Origin of the sequence: Variovorax rhizosphaerae, from assembly GCF_037889975.1 — a bacterium.
GTDB classification, from domain to species: Bacteria; Pseudomonadota; Gammaproteobacteria; order Burkholderiales; family Burkholderiaceae_C; genus Variovorax; species Variovorax rhizosphaerae.
Genome location: NZ_JBBKZT010000004.1, coordinates 253,835 through 271,834, shown reverse-complemented (window position 1 = coordinate 271,834; position 18,000 = coordinate 253,835). Strand labels below are relative to the sequence as shown.

The window sequence follows — 18,000 nt, the reverse complement described above, 5'->3', positions numbered from 1 at the left end:
TGGTCAGCGTCTGAACGTCGGAGGCATGGCGGCCATCGATCGACTCCACTCCAACCGTACCGACCTTCGGCCCCCCCGGCTAACGTGTCCGCTTGAGGTATCCGGTCGGCGCGACGCTGATCAGCAACTGGTCATCCCTCTGGCGATCGATCTCGAAGTCGGAGGTCGATGCCATGAACTCGGCCACTGCAGTCTTCGGGTTGTCGCCTGGGCCCCAGGGACGGTCGGGAAACAAGTCGGAGGGCAGATCTTCGACGATGGTATCGAAGACCACGCAGTAGCTGCCGATCGTCACCAAAGGCGCATAGGCACGCAATTCGGCAAGAACGTGCGCATGGGTGTGATTGCTGTCGAGGCAAACCAGGACGCTGCACTTGCCCGCCGCGTGGCGACGGACTTCCTCGACGACCTCGGTGGCGACGCTGGACCCCTCGATCATCGAAATGCGCTTGAACATCGGATGCGCCTCGATCGCGGCGCGATTGTGTGCGCGAATGTCGATGTCGATACCGAGAACCTTGGCGTCGTTGGGGCCGCCGCAGGCGGCATTCAGTTCCAGCATTGCCGCGGAGAAGACGAGCGATCCACCGTGCGCGATGCCGGTTTCGATGATCAGGTCGGGCTGGACGCGCCAGATGATCTCCTGCATCGCGACGATGTCCTGGGGATATTGAATGATCGGGCGTCCCAGCCAGGAAAAGTTATATGAATAGCCGGCCCGGATGGACGAGTCCATCAACGCCCGTGCGTCGGATTGCAGCTTGGCGTTCTTGCCATTGGCACCGATACGCCCCGCCACTTCATCTTCAAACTTCATGCTGATCCCCCTTCACGAGGCAAAACCGGTCCCTGGAGAGCGCGGCGATCTCTTCAAAATAATTGGAATTCATCACGAAGACCAGTGCGCCGAAGGACAGCGTTCGAAATGCGGTCTCCGGTGACACGATCTTCAACCCGGTCCCCGCCATGAAACGGTCTTGCTTGACCGGATTGATGTCGATTGCACATTCGAAGTCGACCCCCGCACGCTGCATGTGATGCGCAAAGATCACGCCCTTCGACGAGCCGCCCCAGATCGCCTTGCAACCCGGCGTGCGGCGCGCCAGCGCGGTGCTGCGGACGATGCCTGCGAGGAAGTCCACTGGCAGCTCGGCGGACGCGGCAGGGATGGCGCTCGGGTCTCGCAACGATGAGAGGTCGGCAACGACGTACAGATACTGGCCGTTGAACGTGTGCCCCTGCTCGAGAATGTTCCCGAACATGCGCCGGAAGTCAGAAGCCCGGAAGTAGTTGACATGTTCGTAGAAGATATCGAACCAGGCATGCCGCTCACGGATCCAGTCGAAGCACGGAACCTCAATGTAGATCTTGCCTCGGCCTCCGTTCGCCCGAGCGATCGCACGAAGAAAATGCATCGGGCCCTGAATGTGCTCGAGGACATGCCGCAGCACGATCGCGTCGGCGCTCAGACCCAGCGCGGACGAGAACGGCGCCTTGATCACGTGTGGGCTCGCGCCCTCGTACGCCGGATCGATGCCGATCGCCCGGTAGCCCGCGTGACGCAGATGCTCGAGGAAGTAGCCCTTGCCGCAGCCGACCTCGAGCAAGGACGGCGTATCGAAATGCCGGCGAATGATGGCCAGCACATTTTCGAGATGCTGCTGGAAGACCGGTGAGCATGCTTGTTCGTTCTGGTAGTCCTCGTCATAGCTCAGCAGGTCCGGGTCGAATGCGGCATTGAATATCAGGCCACTGCCTGCGTCCTGGACCAGCGCCATGTCTCCACGCGGCGAGTTCCGCGCCGACTCCGCGCTGGCGTACACCCTGTTCTGCAGCACGGGCAGATCGACGATACGCAGAAGCTCGTACTGCTTCACGCACGCCCCAGCAATTGGGTCAGCCTGGCGTTCGAGCCCCAAAAGGCCATCGGTTCATAGTTCGGATAGGGATACCGGCCCAGCGCGAGCTTCATCGACCAGCCACGCTCTTCCAGCCAGCCTTCGACCAGGCGCCGCACCGAGGTGGGTCGGCCGGAGCAGACGTTCACGACCCACGGGCCCGGCGCGTCACACGCCAACGCCACCAAGGATCGGGCAACTTCGGCGACATGGAGGAAGTCGCGCAGTTGCTCTCCGCCGGACATGGGAAACTCCGACGCACCCGCAGCGCCGGCAGCCAGGAACTGGCTGTACAGGGAGCCGGCGGCCTGGCCATCGCCATACATGTAGAACAAGCGAGCCCAACCCAACCGGAGGCCACGCTCGACGGCAAGGAATTCGAGTTGCCGGCGCAATGCGTCCTTCGCAAATCCGTACGGGTTGCGCGGGTCGGTAGGCAAGAACTCCTGGAGCTCACCCGAGCGCATTCCGTATTCGAGGCAGGTGCCTGTGCATATCAGGGACGAGAGTCCGCCATCGACCAGTCGTTGGAGGAAGCGATATTGCAGGGGAAGCTGAACCTCGTAGTGGCCGCGCGACATGTAGTTGGGGAGACCGCCCCAAGCCAGGTGAATGACCGCGTCGGGCCGGCCGATGACGTCAAAAGGATCGGTCGGGAGCGCCGCCATGTCGAGCGCGACCTGCCGCACGCCCAGGGGCAGCCAGTCACCCGGCGCGGTGCGAGACACGGCGATCGCCTCGACGCCCTTGCGCGACACCAGCGCCTGCAGGACATGCCGCCCGATGAACCCGCTGGCGCCGGTGACCGCGATCCTCATAGAACTTCGATCCTCGGCACGGCGCACACGAACTGACCGCCCCAGTCTCGGATATAGGCGAGTTGCTGCAAGACCTCGGTCTTCAGGTTCCAGGGGAGGATCAGAACGAAGTCAGGGCGCTCGTGCTTCAACCGCCATTCCTCGACGATCGGAATTCGGCTGCCTGGCATGTATTGCGATAGCTTGGCGGGATTGCGGTCGACCACCCAAGGCAGCAACGTGGGTCGAACGCCGGCATAGTTCAACAAGGTGTTGCCCTTGGCAGCCGCGCCGTAGGCACCGACACGTTTGCCTTCACGACGTGCCTCGATCAGGAAGGCCATGAGGCCGTCACGGACGTCGTCAGCGCGGCTCTGGAAATCCGCATAGTAGGTGGCCGAACCGATGCCCGCCCGCGCCTCGTCCTGAAGCAATTTGGCGACCGTGTTCTCTACGGCATGCTGACCCGTATCCCGGCGCTGCGCAAACACCCGCAGGCTTCCACCCTGCGTGTCGAGCTGATCGACATCGAAGACTTCGAGTCCGTTGGCCTCGAAGATCCGTCGAACCACCGTCAGTGACAGGTACGAGAAATGTTCGTGATAGATTGTGTCGAACAGACATTTGGCCACCAGTTGCGTCAGATGGGGAAATTCGAAGGTCGCCACGCCGTTCGGCTTGAGGAGGCGAGCAAAGCCGGCCACGAAGTCATTGATGTCGGGCACGTGCGCGAGCACGTTGTTGGCCACCATCAGATCGGCGGCCTTGCCTTGGGCAAGCAGGCGCTCGGCCAGCGCCACGCCAAAGAACTCTTCGACGATGTCCAGTTCCCTGGCCCTCGCCGCACGTGCAGTGCTCGACGTCGGCTCGATACCGGTGCAGGGGATGCCGGCCTGTTTGACATACTGCAACAGGTAGCCGTCGTTGGCCGCGACCTCCACCACGTGCGAAGCCGCAGACAGCGCGAAGCGTTGCGTCACCGACTCGACGTAGCGACGGCTGTGGATCAGCCAGCTGGTCGAAAAGGAGCTGAAGTAGGCATAGTCGTCCGAGAAAAGTTCGGCATAGTGTGCGCAGTCGTCGGTTTGCACGAGCCAGCATTCGGTGCAAGTGAGCACGCGCAACGGGTACCACTTCTCCGGGACCGCGAGTTGCGCCGCACTGAGGTAGGCGTTCGATGGGGGCGAGGAGCCGAGATCCATGAACTGGAGCTTCAACTCTGCATGGCAATGGCGACACTTCATCTAGATACCACCGAAATCAGTTGTGAGGTAAGGATGATTGGCATCGCGCTCGGAGAGGTCGCCCAATGGCAGCGGCCAAGCGACCGCAAGCGCCGGGTCAAGCACGTTGAGCGCACCTTCGGCCATCGGGTTGTAGGGTTCCGAATGGAGATAAACCAATTCGGCATCGTCGCTCAGGGCCTGGAAGCCATGTGCGAAGCCCTTGGGGATCAGCAAGCTGCAATGGTTGTCCGCGCTCAGGCGTTGGCCGTGCCATCGAAGAAAAGTGCCTGAGCCTCTTCGGAGATCGACCGCCACATCAAAAACCTCGCCGCGGATGCAGCTGACAAACTTGGTTTCCGCATGGGGCGGACGCTGGAAATGAAATCCGCGCACCGAGCCGCGACGTCGCGTGAGCGTGTGATTGATCTGCTGGATGGGGTCGCGGAAGCCTGCGGCACGCAGTTCGTCGGCGCAGAAGAACCGGCTGAAGAAACCTCGCACATCCTCCTGCTGCTTTCGCTGAATGCAGACGAGTCCGTCCAACGTCGTCTCGGCAATGCTGAAGCGCGCAGCAGTCGACGTCACGTTCATCCGCTCGTCTTCGACCAACGGAGAAGACCCAGGCCTTTCATTGCCCTCAGCAAGGGATGGTTGCCCAGGGCCTCCAGTTGCGCCTCGGCGCTGGCGCGTTGCTGGTTGCTTGTTTCAGCCATCAGTTCGGCCTGTGCTTTCCTCTCGCTGGCCGCGGACAGCGTCTGCCGCAGTTGAGCGTTCTCGTCTTGCAGTCGTGCGTTGTCCTGCTCGAGCTTGGACCTCTCCTGCTCGACGCGCAGTTTCTCCTGCTCGAGCCCGGCAACCGTTTGCACGGCCTGCTTCATCCAGCCCAGCGCAGCGACGACCAGTTCCGTGGCTGCGCCGCCCGACACCGGATGCGCAGGCAACGTGCGCCCGCCGATCGGAGGCAAACGCACGACGGTCGGATCGAATCCCGTCGAGGGCGAACCGCCGGCCAAGCCTGGAACGTCGTCCACCAGCGAAAAAGCGGTCTCCCAGTCGCCGAGCCGAAAGCCGGCCAGGCATGCGGCCGTAGCGCGGCTTGCGACGGACCAAGGCTTTCTTGCTGGCGCCGTCCAGCAGATCCGATAGCGCTGTTCCGCTATTTCTCGCAGGGGCAGGTAAGCCTCGCGGCTGAAAATCCTTTCTCTTGCAATTTCGCGATCGAGTCGCCTGAACAGATGCGCCCACGAAGGTGTGTGAGAGACGTCGTAGCCACCGCTCGCCTGGAAGTCGTGCAGCGAATAAACGGCGCCGGTCTGACGAGTCAGGTACACCGGGTAGTGGCAGAAGATCTGGGCCTGGAAGTCCACGTCGCTCGGAAGCCCGACGTGCAGATAGGGCTCTCCGACGCATTCGAGCGTCTTCGTGCGCCAGAGAATCGAGCTCCAGGCGTAATGGCCATAGCGCAGCCAGTCCTCGAGATGCTCGCGCGGCTGCAGTTCACCGTATCGAATCTGGTCCAGCGCGGTCGGATAGGTGGTCAGAACCTGGCCCTGCGCGTTGCGCGCCTCCGTCACGAACACGGCCGCGCCCAACTCTGGCGTGGCTTCCAGCAATTGGTGGGCATCGTGCAGAAAATCCGGCAGCAGCCAGTCGTCGTCGGCCAACGGTACGAAATAGTCGGTTTCGATGCTGGCGAGCGCCTGCGCGTAATTGGCAGTCGCACCGATATTTTCCGGCCTGCGCGTATAGGCAACCCGAGGATCCTGTCGGGCCAGTGCTCGAACGTAAGCCTCCGTTTCGTCGTCCGAGGCATTGTCGAAGACATGGAGAACAATTGGGACTCGCCGCTCTTCGAGCACGCTCTCGACCGCCTTCTGCAGAAGCGATCGCCGATTGAAAGTCGGAATGACGATCGTGATGGTGTGGTCGGGTGGCCTTGTCATGCTGCGCTCCACAATTGGCGTCCAGGTGTCGAACTCAATCGCGAGGCACCTCGCCGAGGGATGCGCGTCGCGCAGCGTGAGCGTCAAGCAGCGTCTGTTCCACGATCGCCGCACAGCGCTCCCAACTGAAAGTGCGAGCGCGCGCAAATCCGGCCTGCGCCAGTTCTTGCCGCAAGCCCGGCGACCTCAACAGGCGATGCATGGCACCGGCGACGCCCTCGACATCATCGGCATTGAACAGCAACCCAGCCTGGCCCACCACCTCAGGCAACGAAGAGTTGTCCGAGCAGATGACTGGTGTGCCGCAGGCCATCGCCTCCAAAGGCGGAAGGCCAAACCCTTCATAGCGCGACAAATAGACGAAGCAAACTGCATCGCTGTAGAGAGCGGACAGATCAGCATCCTCAACGAATCCGGTCAAGACGATGCGATGGCGCCAGCGTTCAGCGACCGCGAGCGCTTTTTGCAAATGGTCGAGTTTCCAACCGGACATCCCCGACAACACCAAATGCAGGTCGCTCTGCGGATCCTCATTCAAGTGCATGAGGAATGCGTGGACGACCTGATCCAGGTTCTTGCGAATCTCGAGCGTGGCGAGACTCATCACATAGGGGACGTCTTGCGGAATGCCGTATTTCGCCCGAGCCGCAACACGTTGAGCTGCATCAGCGCAATGTCGAAAGCGCGCACCGGCAGCCAACGGAATGACCGTCACCTGCTCAGGGCGGAGATCGGGCCTGTATGCCAGCAGATCCTGCTTCGTGAATTCGGAGATGGCGAAGATCGTGGTGTCCTCGCGCAGGCCGTCCATGATGCGCCGGACCTCTGCAGCACCTTCTGCCGAGAAATACTCGGGGTGCTCCACGGCGATCAAGTCGTAGACCACGTGGGCATGAAGCACATGACGGTTGAGCACCCAGTCGTCAGGTGGCACACCAAACGGTGATAACAGCAAGTCGGCATTGTCCGGCGAGACGTCTTGGTGTGCCGAAAGCCGGGCTTTGAACCGCCCTTTCAATCCAGAAGCCTGGACCGCATCGTGCGGAAGAATGTACATGCGGCTGTCCAAGTGCTCGCTGGACATCAGAAGCGGGAACAGTTCGTCACAGACCCGGTACACGCCGGTCTTGATGCCTTGCGCCAGAACGTACGCGTCCAAGGCGAGGCGTGGACGCCGGTCAGCCACCTTGCTTTTCTCGTTCATCCGTCTCCTCCGAAACCTCCATGGCGAGCCAGAGCACTTCCTCGGGAGATATTTGGCCTTCAGCACATCCGTACAGCACGAACCAGCGATACAGCCCGCCCAAGCCGCCCGGGCTGAGTCCATCCGGAACCAGCGAACGCACATCCGAGCGGCCCAGATAGTACTGGCGGGCCCTGGCTCCAAAGCCTTCTTGCAGAACATCCACGACCAGCGACCTGGATGATTGCGAGAGGCCGAAATGATTGCCCCCTTCCTGGCGCAACCAGTCAATGAATCCATCCTTCGGTCGAGTCAGAGCGCGCGGAAAACGGGCCCGGAGCTCCGGCTGCGAACGCAAAAGTGACATGCACCAGCGAGCGGCGACCGTGCGATCGGTGAGTTCGCTCGGAAGCGGCTCAATTGGCGGAGCGGCCTGGCCGGACGCCGAACTTGGGTACAAGTTCAATGCGCTGGCGTTGGCGTCCGCTTCCAGCGCACGGCCACGGTCACGCAAGAAGCGAATCCTTGCCGGAATGCGCCAGGGCGTTACCAGCCACCAAGCCCCCTTTGCGCAACGACGAATCGATCGCCGCACGGACAAGGGAACAGCTGTCATCAATTTCCTGCCCGGGCTCGTGATGCGCCACCATACTGACTGAACGATGGCATCTCGCTGCTGGGTGATGGCATCTCGCTGCTGGGTGATGGCGTCTCGCTGCCGCAAGGCTTCGTCTCGCTGTGTTTCCACGACACTGGCATGTCGGTTCACTCGTTCCAACATCTCTTGGCGCTCGGCGACCTCATGCCCCAAGGCCACAGTCTCGGCCTGGAGTGTCGCCGCTCTCTCGTGCGCTTGAATCAAGCTCACCTCTGCATGCTCGATTCGACGATTCGATTCATACAGGCTCCGCTCGAGCGCAACAACTTCTCGCGACAGATCGGAGACTTGGACTTCGGCTTGTTGCAGCGCAGCTTGGGCTTGCTGCCGTGCGTTTCGTTCTTCATCAAGGCTCTGCACAAGCACGGCGACGCGTTCGTTAGCTTGCAGCAGTGCGTTTCGTTCTGCGTCAAGGCTTTGCGAAAGCGCAGCGATGCGTTCGTTAGCTTGTTGCCCTGCGTTCCGTTCTGCATCAAGGCCCTGCACAAGCACAGTGATGCGTTCGTTAGCTTGCAGCAGTGCGTTCCGTTCTGCATCAATGCCTTGCACAAGCACGGCGACGCCTTCGTTGGCTTGCTGGAGTGCACTTTGGGTCGCATCCAAGTCCTTCCGCAGCGCCAACTCGCCTTCGCGCAGGGATGCTTCGAGGACCGTCGAAAAGCCGTCGAATACGTTTGGCGGATACTTGAAGGCCTCGGCAAGCTCGGTGTGTTCGAATGCGACGTAGAAGCGATTGAGGCCGTCCGCATAGACGAACCTGTAACCCGCATTCTCGAGGATCGGCTCCCACTCCTCGTGGGACTCGATTTGCGTATTCGGCAGCGTGGCTTCAACCAGCACAATCCAGGGACGATGGCGCACCCAATCATTACCTGCCAGCACGGATCGCTCGAAGCCCTCAACGTCAACCTTGAGGAAGTGAACCGGCTGCCCCATCGGCACGTGCTGTTCCCACACCTGCGTCAGCGTCAACATGTCCACTTCATGTTTCCGGATGGCATGGCCGGCAGCAGCATGCTGTTCGGCAAACGCCTCATTGGCAGTTGACAAGCCCGATCCCTCGATGAGATTCATCGTCAGCGAGCCTGAGGTCTCGCCGACGGCGACGCCTAAATTGACGTCACGCGGCCGCAAATTGAGCAGTTGCTCGAAATAGTAGGGATGCGGTTCGATGTTGATCCCGTGCCAACCTAGCAGGCTGAAAGCCTTCGTCACAGAATCCGTTTCGGGCGATTGCGCTCCCGCGTCGATGTAGAAGCCGTGGTCGACCCGCCTCAGGGCGCGCCAAAGCATCACGTCTTCGTAGTTTTGAGCGTATGAGACGAAGGGAGTGGAGGATATTGACTGGGCTTCGTCGGTCATGAGAACTTGCAGCAACAGGGGACGCGCGGGGCGCAATAGATCAAGGGTTTCCTCATTTCTCTCAAGACCGGTTGCGCACGAACAGCCAAGATTGATCGATTTTGCTCGCCGGCATACAGTCCCTCAATTAAGGGCGTGGACAAAGGTGGCCCGTATTCGGAATGGAATGGGAAACTCGGGAATGCGTCGCCCATGGACTGACCTGTCAATCCGGCCTCGCTGAGCACGCCCACCTGGGCGATTTGCGATGCCTTGCGCAAACTGCTCCGAGATATCTCAGGCAAACGCCGCAGTGGCCTCGATGCCCTTCTGATCCAGGACGGCCAACCCGCTGAACCCATCTATCAGATAGCCCACGTCGTTAAAGATCGGCACGATAGACAGCCGCTGTCGCGGACAAGGCGCTTCATGAGGCCCTCGCGCCAAGAAGGCCCGATGGGTACACGGATCGTCGCGACTTTGGATCGATTCACTGAAGACTGGAACACTTCGCCTTGCGGAGGTTGGGTGGGATGGATCGGTGGGCTTGGCGACGAAGCCGGCAATCTCGGGTGATGTCAATCCCCACGATCCCAACGCGTAGCGTCGTCCGCACCATGCGACTCGGAGATCATAAACCGGACTGAGCACACCCATCACGCGCTCTGTTAAGCTTAGTTCACAATTATTTCGGAAGCTTTCTCACGCCATTTGGCGTTGCCCGTGCGAGCCTCCCAAACGTTTTGTCGGCCGCTCAAGACAAGGTGCTACGTGATTGAACAGATACGAAGGTCGACTGCCGTTCGGCGCCTGCCAAAATGGTTAGTTCGTCTGCTGGGACACGGCTATCACGCCATGTTCATTTCGACCCAGGCGGCCTCATTGCCAGCGCTAGCGCGAGGGCCCGCGCTGGCAGTGCCTCCTGCGCCAGAGCCAGCGCTACCGCCGCCTCCTGTTCCTGCCCCACATCCGAACCCTCCTACAACCCACAGTGCCAGTGAAGTCGAATCTGTGGCGGTGCATCTCTATCGCCTGGCTCTCGAGCGGGTGCCGGGCCCGGACGAGCGGCGCCACTGGGTCGATTCCGTGCTCATCCATGGAATGAGCGTTCCTGTGATGGTCGAGGCCATCGCAGGCTCGGAAGAAGCCCGGCGCGTGCAGCAGCGCGCGAACGTCTTACCAGATGTGTCGAACGGCCGCTTTATCCAATTCGCTTACGAATATCTGCTGGACCGCAGCCCGCTTATTCCGGAGGTCGTTTATTGGGACCACATGCTGGGTCGACGAAAATTGAACCGCAGCCAATTGGTCCAGCAACTGTTTGTCCAGCACGCTACCGAGGCGCTCATGGAAGCGGCGCAACCGCCCACCCACGATCCAACCATCATCACATCGATGGGCACGGATCAGCTCATCAGCGTCAAGGCGTGGCAGGAGAAAGTCGAAGAGATTGGCACCGACTACCCGCACCTCGAACCCAGGCGATACGCAAGCCTGAACAAAAACCTAGGTGAGCCAAGAATTCTTATTTCTGCCATTGCAAGCCTCTATCGCGGAGGCGACTACATTGAGCAATTCCTTGAGAACATCACGTCGCAGACCATTTTTGAAACACATTGCGAGCTGATCATCATCGATGCAGACTCCCCAGAGAATGAAGGCGCAACGATCAGTCGCTACATGGAGAGATTTCCAAATATCGTTTATCACCGGGCCGCGACGAGAATTGGTATCTACGAGGCTTGGAACCTCGGCGTGCAGATGTCGAAGGGCAAATATCTGACTAACACCAACTTGGACGATCTTCGTCGGGTTGACTCATTCGAGCGACAAGCCGAGATCCTTGAAAAATTCCCTTTCGTGGACGTCGTTTACCAAGACTTCTACTATTCTTTTGAGGGAATGGCACCCTTCGCAAAAAGCGCAGCGGCCGGATTCAAGAGCCAGGTCCCCGTCGTCACGCCATACAACCTCATGCACTCGAACTCTCCACACAACGCCCCGATGTGGCGAAGCTCTGTTCATGACGAAGTCGGCTTATTCGACGCCACTTTTCGGTCAGCGGGTGACTATGAGTTCTGGATGCGCTGCGCGAAGGCCGGAAAAACTTTCTTCAAGGTGAACGACCCTCACGTCGTCTACTTCGTGAACCCTGAGGGCTTGTCGACGCAGCCCAACACGCGCGGAATCGTGGAGGCGCGGCAAGCCACCAAGCGACACGGTCGGTACCTTCTTTCGCCTTGGCTGCTGTCGTCGGACGAAAACTTCATGGACGAATTGAGCAGGTTGGCAAGCGTGCCAGTCGACGTCAGCGAAGCCGAACTAGCCTCGCCGGAATGGCGTTACACAGCGGCGCAACGGGCTTTGCGCGCTCATGCCGCCGCCGCTCGCGGCCGCGACCTCGCGTGAGGAAATATCAATGGCGCTAGTGATTGATGGTGTGTTCTTCCAACTTGCGCAGTCAGGTATCGCCCGCATCTGGCGAGCTGTGCTTCCGTTGTTGGCGCAGAAGCTCGACATGCCGATCGTGTTCCTGGACAGAGGTGGCTTCGACGACAACCTCGATGGCGTCGAAGTCGTTCCGTTTCCAAGCTATAAGTCCAGATACAACGCAGGCGATTCACAATTGCTTGAAAAGGTCTGCCGTCACTACGGTGCCCGGGCCTTCGCCTCGACCTACTACACCACACCAACCGAAACACCGTCCTTACTGCTGGTCTACGACATGATTCCAGAGCGGCTCGGATTCGACCTTTCGGCCAGGGACTGGCGCGAAAAGGAATTGGCCATCCTGCACGCCCGGCGGCATCTGTGCATTTCCAACAACACGCGCAAGGACCTGCTCCATTTCTATCCCGAACTCGACGCTGCCGAGACATCGGTCGCCTATTGCGGGATCGATCCGACCGTGTTCAGGCCCCGAGAGGAAGGTGCCATCGCCGAGTTTCGAAGACGCATGGGGCTGGACAGGCCCTATTTCATATTCGTGGGCTCTCGCGTCCAAGCCAACAACTACAAGAACGCGAGCCTCTTCTTCGACGCGATCCAGGGCATGAACGCTGACTTCGACGTGCTGTGCGTCGGCGGTGAGCCAATTGCACCCGATGCCGGCTTGAGCCCCGATCGGCCCAGGATCATCCAGGCCAGACTCGATGACGACGAACTCGCCTTGGCCTACGGCGGTGCGGCGGCCCTTGTCTACCCGTCGCTCTACGAAGGATTCGGCCTGCCTGTCGCGGAAGCGATGGGAGCCCACTGCCCTGTCATCTGCACTTCGCATGGATCGCTGGCAGAAGTGGCCGGAGACGCTGCCCTGATGATTTCCGGAACATCGATTGCCGAGATGGCTAATGCTCTTCGACGAGTGCGTGAGCCAGCGATGCGCACCAAACTGATCGAGCGTGGTGCATTGCAAGCCGTCAGATTTCGTTGGCAACCCTTTGCGGAGGAGTTGGTCAAGAACATCCAATCACTTGTTACCGAAGCTGATGCGGGAGCCTACGGCGATTTCTATCGTAGATGGGCCCAGCTCCGGCAGTTGCAGGGCGAAGTGGACGTGGTGGTCTGAAGCAAACTCGGTAGCCTCGGCTTGGTCTTAGCTGTCCGCTGAAGGTGTCCGATCCGAACCAGCAGCTTGTCGTCGTGTGACTTGCCCCTCCCATCCACGACGAAAACGAAGTCGAGGCCGTCAACTTGGAAAATGGCGGACATGAGAAGAAGCCAGCTTTACAGACCAAGCACATCGTCGGTTTCAGCAAGCAGGGTGAGGCCGGATTGAGATCAAAGAGCTGTGCCAAATATGTGCAACTCGGATGCGTTGCATTGCTTGCTACGGTACATGCGGTGGTGCTCGGCTAGTTGATTGATAGATGAGGCGCGCTTGGCTGAGAGCGCTCAGCAACGAAAGTCCATATTTGTTGCATGCCACGCGCGGCAGGATGATTGCATTGGTAAGTGGAGTAACCAGACATCGTGACAGTAAAACCAAACAGCGACAGCGCGTCGCGGTAAAGCGTGCTGCTCAAATGCCACCAGCTATTTGTGCCGGGAAACTGCGCGCCGTAAAACTTCGCAATTGGTTCTGGATGGTCAAAGCTTCCCTCGACGACAATCAACTTCTCTTTTGCCACTTTGCAGGCTTCCTGTAGAACGAGAAGCGGGTCGCGGACGTGAACCAGCATTTGCGCGATCAGGACAATGTCGTGCGGGGCGACATGCTTCGAGAGTTCGCACGCATCGCCGAAGGCACGTTTAGCTTGGGATTGGTAGAGTTTGTGCGCCAGATCGTAACTATTGTGGAGTTTTAGGATTTCTGCGCGCTTGGCGGCAGCGTTTGTACCGGGATCTACGTTGACAGTATCTCCTGAGGGGACGTCGAAACTCGTGACGATAGCACCGCGCTTCTCGGCCTCGAAAGTTAGAAATCCGCTAGCGGTTCCCACGTCAACGAGTGATTTGCCTTTCAACGATACATTGCCTGTGTATTCGTCGAATCTGCCTCGCAGGTCCCAGCTTCCGAAATGATCGACAGTGCCGATGCCGGGCAAATCCATGACATGGTAAAACCAACAGTCTTCCAGCTTCGGAATCGGTTCTGTTCTCATTGAGTCGTCTCCTCGTAAAATTGAGCATTTTAGGTCGCACACGGGCGCTACAAAGGGCGTTAGGCGTCGGCTCAGATCAAGCCACTCAGGCCGGATATCAGTGTAGTCTGCCATCGTCGCCTTCCGGTACGCGTCGATTGACGGCGCAGGAGTTTCGTGGCCGCCATCTGGATCATGTGCCAGGAACGTGCCGTGTTCGAAGAAATATTACAGAGCGATATCAAGCTTCATTTTCTCCTGCGCATCCTCGACCAATCAACGAGATGCGCATTCATGACTTGCCCACCTTGCCCGGTGAACGTAGTCATACCGAACGCGATGTGTTCACTCGGTTGGAAAACAGCGCTATCTGGATAACGCATCGCCTGCGCCTCAATGCGTGCCGCCAAAAACGCACGGGTGGATCAAGTACCTCAAGGCGTCGGCAGGCCCGCCGCGTCACAGTACCGCCGGCACCGCTCACAGATGTCGCGGTGCTCGAGGTCCAGTTGCGCCGCGACGCGTGCAGTGGCTGCGCGAGCTGACCTCGGCCGTTCTCAGTACTGGCGCGAACGCGCCATGATCCGCATCGACGCGCTGCGGCTGGGCAGGAACTAAAGGCAGCTAGCGCGCACTGAGCGTGCACCGCTGCGGCCCAGCGGCCTTGCTCGTCGACGGGCTCAATCAGAAACTCCCGGATTCAAAGCAATCGAACCTGGATGTCTGGACTTCCTAAGTTCCTTTGCGCTTGAAAATGAGAACCTGCCCACCGAAAGGGCCGCCATCTACGGTTGCGAAGAGCTCGAACGAGTTTGTCGCAGCCAACGCCGACCCAATCTCGTTGCGAACGCCTGTGCTGGCAGGCCAAGGGTTCGGCAGCGTAGTTTCGTTTGAAAACAGGACCGCCAAATCAGACTTCGAAATGAGATCTCGATGAGCAGAGATATCTCCGTCATGATAAACACGCGGCATTGTCGGCACAGGGAAGTTGCGACGTCGCAATTCAAACTCGATATTGTCGGGGTTCAAATACTGTGCGATGACTGGAAAATAGAGCTGTCGGCGACCGAGATCAGATATGGATGCGAGTGCGTCGGCCGTCTGTGAATAAATTCTAGTGTACTGCTCTGCCTGCATACCAGTGGCAGGCCTGCCGAAGGTGTTGAGAATCAGGGCCACCGGCCTCCACGTCAGTGCCGAAAATGTGAGCAGGCCGAGTGCTGCAACAAGGAGAAATTGCCGCGGAAGCCGTTTCAGAATTTGCACTACCAGGATCGCAATGATGCACAGCAAGAAAGCAGACACGATCACGCCCAAAAACGGACTTTTCATTGCAGGCACGGTCACGCCAGCATACGCCATCAAAGCGACGAGAAAAATAGCCAGCGTTGTCCGGTGGAAGCGGATCGCGAGGGGCAATGTCAAGATCATGATCGTGCAGCCTAGTACAAGCCACGCCCGGCCAATAGCAATCAAGCCGCCAGCGCCGGTCAAGTAATAGAGCGCGTGATTCGACCAAGACAGGTTTGCGCGCCATAAGTGAGCATTAATTCCCAACGCATTGACCGAGATATAGTCAATGAGGTGCGGCAAGATCGCTACGTAGTAGGGCAGTACGATCAAAACTCCGAGTGCTCCGCACACGAAAGCGATCCTGACAATTTTCTTCGCCTCAGTCCGCGAATTTGAATGGAGGGTGACAGCAGCAAAGAAGGCCGCGCCAAATACCGCCACGGTCACCGGTGCCAACGTTGGTTTCGCCAAGAGCGCGCCGACGAACAGAGCCACTGTCGTACCCAAGGTGACGCGTCTCCCCTCTCGCCAACGAGGATCTGCAACCACAATGAGCGCGCCGATGGAAGTTAGCAACGCGCACATCATGTCGGGTCGAAACTCGAGTACGAACAGACCAAGAAGCGGATACCCGAGGAAGGCGGTCCCCGCCAACGCCGCTACAGGCAAAGGCAACGACCGACACGCAAACTCGAGAAACAAACGCAGGACAATAGCCAATGGCAGCGCGTTCATGGCGTCGGCCGCCCAAGGCGCTGGTCCGAACACGCCAAACCCCAAAAGAGCCAGCAGGGTCTGCAATGGCGCGTGAGGAGGGTTCGTCCAAAATTGCTTCAAGAATGCCTTGCCGCCGTCGAGGTACAAGACTTCGAGTCGTGCAAGCGCGTCATTGAAATATCCGACGTCGTCATAGGAGACAGGCACGGACAACGATCCGCTATGCAACGCCGATTGGATCTGAAAGGCGGAAAAAAGCGCCGCAAGGGTAATCGACAGCACCCAGAGGACTGCCGAGCGGGTTGCCTTCTCGATCATGCGGCGAGGCACGCGCTCAATTGCAGGAGAGTCGCGTGCGCCGCAAATAGCGGGTATGCAGGTATCGCCTCATGGCACGTGAAAATCATCGGACTGGTTTTCTCGGTTCTCATTGGACCAGCCAGCGCGTCAAGCTTTCTGCCGAGTCGGATCCGCCGCCACCCGCGCGAAGACGTAGTACTTATTCAAAATGAAAGATATTCCGAAGTAAACGATCCCGGCAGGTACCTGCGCTATCCCCTCATGCATGCCAACACTCTTGATCAACAAGAGAAGCACACCCAGATTGCAGAAATAAGCCAATAAGAAGATCAACACGAAGCGCAACATTTCGCGCGGCGCTGAGGCGACGCTGCGAAACGTAAAGCGCCGATTCATCACGTACGAGATGACAAGTCCGACCGCAAATCCGAGAACATTGCTCACAACGGCGCTGAGTCCGAGCAGGTACATGCACCCGAAAATCACTGCATACCCAACAGCGGTGTTAAGCACGCCAACGGCGGCGAACCGCATGAGTTGCTTCATTGACCGCGACCCGCGCTGACCCAGTATTGTCCACCCAGCGGAAGCCAACCCATATACTTCTCAAGTGGCAATAGCCAAGACAGCCGTGGAGGGATGAACAGGCAATAAGCCTGTCGACGCAAATCCAGTGCGGCGCCTCGGAACAGGGCACGCAATTCGGAAGGCCTGAGCAAAACCGCGTCCGCGTCAAATGGGCAATTGTTTACAATGCGCCGCGTCAGAGGGTTAAAGGGGTTGTGCTCGAAAATGTCAATCGAGCCGCCCGGCGCGAGTCTTTGGGCAAGAATTCGCATCACCCCTTGCCGCTCGATTGGTGGAATGTGATGGAACACACTCGCCACGAAGATGAGATCGAACTCGACGAGCTCAAGCCCTTCACGTTCGACTTCAAACACTGCGTCGGGATTGTCGGCGGCGGCAATTCGCAGACTTTCAGCCGAAACGTCGGTGCCAACAATTTTTGCGTCCGGGAAGGCCGCTCTCAGGTAGCGGATATTGCGACCGGTTCCGCAACCATATTCAAGTACCCGCTTGATCGACCGATGCTGGGCCTGGCTGATCAAATCGACTTTGTAGCGCGCAAAGTACTCTGAATCCTCTACATAGAGCTTCGTGCTGTCATGCAGGAGTTTTTCATAGTCGCCGGAGTAGTCGTCAAAGTCGATTTTCACCGGTGCGCCGTCGACCTCGGGGGAATTCACCAGGGAGTGATGGGGCCCCTTCGCCCCACGGTCATTTCCAGACACGCCACGGCGCCTTTCCATGGGTCCAGAGACTCTCAAGCTCACGCTTGTCTCGTAATGTGTCGCAAGGTTGCCAGAACCCACCGTGCTGAAATGCCGCTAGCTGACCTTCACACGCGAGGTTCATCAGGGGAGCGCGCTCCCACGATGTTGAGTCGTCCGCAACGAATTCGATCGCAGCAGGCTCAAGAACGAAGAAGCCACCATTGATCCAGCCGATTTCATCGCTGGGCTTCTCCTCGAAGCTCGTGACATGCTGCGAAGCGTCCACGTTCAACACGCCAAATCGCCCAGGAGGCTGCACTGCAAGTACCGTCGCGAGCTTCCCATGCTGACGATGAAATGCCAGTTCCGCCCCGATATCGACGTCTGACAAGCCATCCCCATAGGTCATGCAGAACGTCTCGTTGTCCAAATATTTCGCGGCGCGCTTCAGTCGCCCACCGGTCATCGTTTCAGCACCGGTGTCGACGAGGGTGATCCGCCAGTCCTCTGCATGAGTGTTGAGAATCTGGTGATCGCCTGTGTGGAGGTCAATACGCACATCCGACATGTGCCGGTAGTAGTTGAAAAAGAACTCCTTGATGACATAGCCCTTGTAGCCAAGGCAGATCACGAAGTCATTGATCCCGTGATGCGCATAGATCTTCATGATGTGCCACAGAAGGGGTCGACCACCGACCTCCACCATCGGCTTGGGCTTGGAGTCTGACTCTTCCGCTATTCGGGTGCCAAGTCCGCCTGCGAGGATGACTGCTTTCATTTACTCGTT

The 18,000-nt window shown here is 58.9% G+C and carries 15 protein-coding genes; 2 read left to right on the top strand and 13 right to left on the bottom strand.

The features are described 5' to 3' along the window. Window positions 1–79: 79 nt before the first annotated feature. The 8 genes from WKW82_RS10490 to WKW82_RS10455 are packed head-to-tail and all read right to left on the bottom strand — an operon-like array spanning window position 80 to window position 9,067. Complete coding sequence (locus tag WKW82_RS10490) at window positions 80–817, bottom strand: cephalosporin hydroxylase family protein (protein ID WP_340342227.1); 738 nt, start codon at window positions 815–817, stop codon at window positions 80–82. Beyond that, window positions 807–1,877 (bottom strand): class I SAM-dependent methyltransferase, encoded by a 1,071-nt coding sequence (locus WKW82_RS10485; RefSeq protein WP_340342226.1) that lies wholly within the window; start codon window positions 1,875–1,877, stop codon window positions 807–809. The genes WKW82_RS10490 and WKW82_RS10485 overlap by 11 nt, the downstream gene beginning before the upstream one ends. Next, a complete protein-coding gene (locus tag WKW82_RS10480) occupies window positions 1,874–2,716 on the bottom strand; it encodes an NAD-dependent epimerase/dehydratase family protein (protein ID WP_340342225.1) in 843 nt (280 codons plus the stop codon). Before WKW82_RS10480 ends, WKW82_RS10485 begins: the two co-directional genes overlap by 4 nt. Further along, the gene (locus WKW82_RS10475) at window positions 2,713–3,939 is read right to left on the bottom strand and encodes a methyltransferase domain-containing protein (RefSeq protein WP_340342224.1); all 1,227 of its coding nucleotides are present in this window, start codon (window positions 3,937–3,939) and stop codon (window positions 2,713–2,715) included. Before WKW82_RS10475 ends, WKW82_RS10480 begins: the two co-directional genes overlap by 4 nt. Then, window positions 3,940–4,512, bottom strand: coding sequence for a dTDP-4-dehydrorhamnose 3,5-epimerase family protein (locus WKW82_RS10470; protein ID WP_340342223.1), 573 nt, complete (start codon window positions 4,510–4,512; stop codon window positions 3,940–3,942). Next, on the bottom strand, window positions 4,509–5,951 hold the full coding sequence (locus WKW82_RS10465; RefSeq protein WP_340342222.1) for a glycosyltransferase: 1,443 nt from the start codon (window positions 5,949–5,951) through the stop codon (window positions 4,509–4,511). The genes WKW82_RS10470 and WKW82_RS10465 overlap by 4 nt, the downstream gene beginning before the upstream one ends. Then, entirely contained in the window at window positions 5,899–7,068 is a 1,170-nt protein-coding gene (locus WKW82_RS10460; RefSeq protein ID WP_340342221.1) for a glycosyltransferase family 4 protein, read from the bottom strand. Before WKW82_RS10460 ends, WKW82_RS10465 begins: the two co-directional genes overlap by 53 nt. Beyond that, complete coding sequence (locus tag WKW82_RS10455; RefSeq protein WP_340342220.1) at window positions 7,043–9,067, bottom strand: FkbM family methyltransferase; 2,025 nt, start codon at window positions 9,065–9,067, stop codon at window positions 7,043–7,045. The genes WKW82_RS10460 and WKW82_RS10455 overlap by 26 nt, the downstream gene beginning before the upstream one ends. Window positions 9,068–10,057: 990 nt before the next feature. Here WKW82_RS10455 and WKW82_RS10450 point away from each other — a divergent pair. Together WKW82_RS10450 and WKW82_RS10445 are read left to right on the top strand one after the other, a co-directional pair. Next, entirely contained in the window at window positions 10,058–11,455 is a 1,398-nt protein-coding gene (locus WKW82_RS10450; RefSeq protein ID WP_340342219.1) for a glycosyltransferase, read from the top strand. 10 nt (window positions 11,456–11,465) lie between these two features. After that, on the top strand, window positions 11,466–12,614 hold the full coding sequence (locus WKW82_RS10445) for a glycosyltransferase (RefSeq protein ID WP_340342218.1): 1,149 nt from the start codon (window positions 11,466–11,468) through the stop codon (window positions 12,612–12,614). 286 nt (window positions 12,615–12,900) lie between these two features. Here WKW82_RS10445 and WKW82_RS10440 read toward each other — a convergent pair whose 3' ends face one another. From WKW82_RS10440 to rfbF, 5 genes are all read right to left on the bottom strand, one after another. Beyond that, on the bottom strand, window positions 12,901–13,650 hold the full coding sequence (locus tag WKW82_RS10440) for a class I SAM-dependent methyltransferase (RefSeq protein ID WP_340342217.1): 750 nt from the start codon (window positions 13,648–13,650) through the stop codon (window positions 12,901–12,903). 711 nt (window positions 13,651–14,361) lie between these two features. Beyond that, window positions 14,362–15,957 (bottom strand): hypothetical protein, encoded by a 1,596-nt coding sequence (locus WKW82_RS10435; RefSeq protein ID WP_340342216.1) that lies wholly within the window; start codon window positions 15,955–15,957, stop codon window positions 14,362–14,364. Window positions 15,958–16,086: 129 nt separating this feature from the next. Beyond that, the gene (locus tag WKW82_RS10430) at window positions 16,087–16,485 is read right to left on the bottom strand and encodes a GtrA family protein (RefSeq protein ID WP_340342215.1); all 399 of its coding nucleotides are present in this window, start codon (window positions 16,483–16,485) and stop codon (window positions 16,087–16,089) included. Further along, window positions 16,482–17,186, bottom strand: a complete 705-nt coding sequence (locus tag WKW82_RS10425) for a class I SAM-dependent methyltransferase (protein ID WP_340342214.1) — start codon at window positions 17,184–17,186, stop codon at window positions 16,482–16,484. The genes WKW82_RS10430 and WKW82_RS10425 overlap by 4 nt, the downstream gene beginning before the upstream one ends. A gap of 31 nt (window positions 17,187–17,217) precedes the next feature. Continuing rightward, complete coding sequence (gene rfbF / locus WKW82_RS10420) at window positions 17,218–17,991, bottom strand: glucose-1-phosphate cytidylyltransferase (protein WP_340342213.1); 774 nt, start codon at window positions 17,989–17,991, stop codon at window positions 17,218–17,220. Between the last annotated feature and the right edge of the window lie 9 nt (window positions 17,992–18,000).

What these genes read in the sequence shown, in the direction of transcription:
- WKW82_RS10490 (WP_340342227.1), bottom strand. Translation starts at nt 817, where the DNA reads ATGAAGTTTGAAGATGAAGTGGCGGGGCGTATCGGTGCCAATGGCAAG.
- WKW82_RS10480 (WP_340342225.1), bottom strand. Translation starts at nt 2,716, where the DNA reads ATGAGGATCGCGGTCACCGGCGCCAGCGGGTTCATCGGGCGGCATGTC.
- WKW82_RS10475 (WP_340342224.1), bottom strand. Translation starts at nt 3,939, where the DNA reads ATGAAGTGTCGCCATTGCCATGCAGAGTTGAAGCTCCAGTTCATGGAT.
- WKW82_RS10470 (WP_340342223.1), bottom strand. Translation starts at nt 4,512, where the DNA reads ATGAACGTGACGTCGACTGCTGCGCGCTTCAGCATTGCCGAGACGACG.
- WKW82_RS10460 (WP_340342221.1), bottom strand. Translation starts at nt 7,068, where the DNA reads ATGAACGAGAAAAGCAAGGTGGCTGACCGGCGTCCACGCCTCGCCTTG.
- WKW82_RS10455 (WP_340342220.1), bottom strand. Translation starts at nt 9,067, where the DNA reads ATGACCGACGAAGCCCAGTCAATATCCTCCACTCCCTTCGTCTCATAC.
- WKW82_RS10445 (WP_340342218.1), top strand. Translation starts at nt 11,466, where the DNA reads ATGGCGCTAGTGATTGATGGTGTGTTCTTCCAACTTGCGCAGTCAGGT.
- WKW82_RS10440 (WP_340342217.1), bottom strand. Translation starts at nt 13,650, where the DNA reads ATGAGAACAGAACCGATTCCGAAGCTGGAAGACTGTTGGTTTTACCAT.
- WKW82_RS10435 (WP_340342216.1), bottom strand. Translation starts at nt 15,957, where the DNA reads ATGATCGAGAAGGCAACCCGCTCGGCAGTCCTCTGGGTGCTGTCGATT.
- WKW82_RS10430 (WP_340342215.1), bottom strand. Translation starts at nt 16,485, where the DNA reads ATGAAGCAACTCATGCGGTTCGCCGCCGTTGGCGTGCTTAACACCGCT.
- rfbF (WP_340342213.1), bottom strand. Translation starts at nt 17,991, where the DNA reads ATGAAAGCAGTCATCCTCGCAGGCGGACTTGGCACCCGAATAGCGGAA.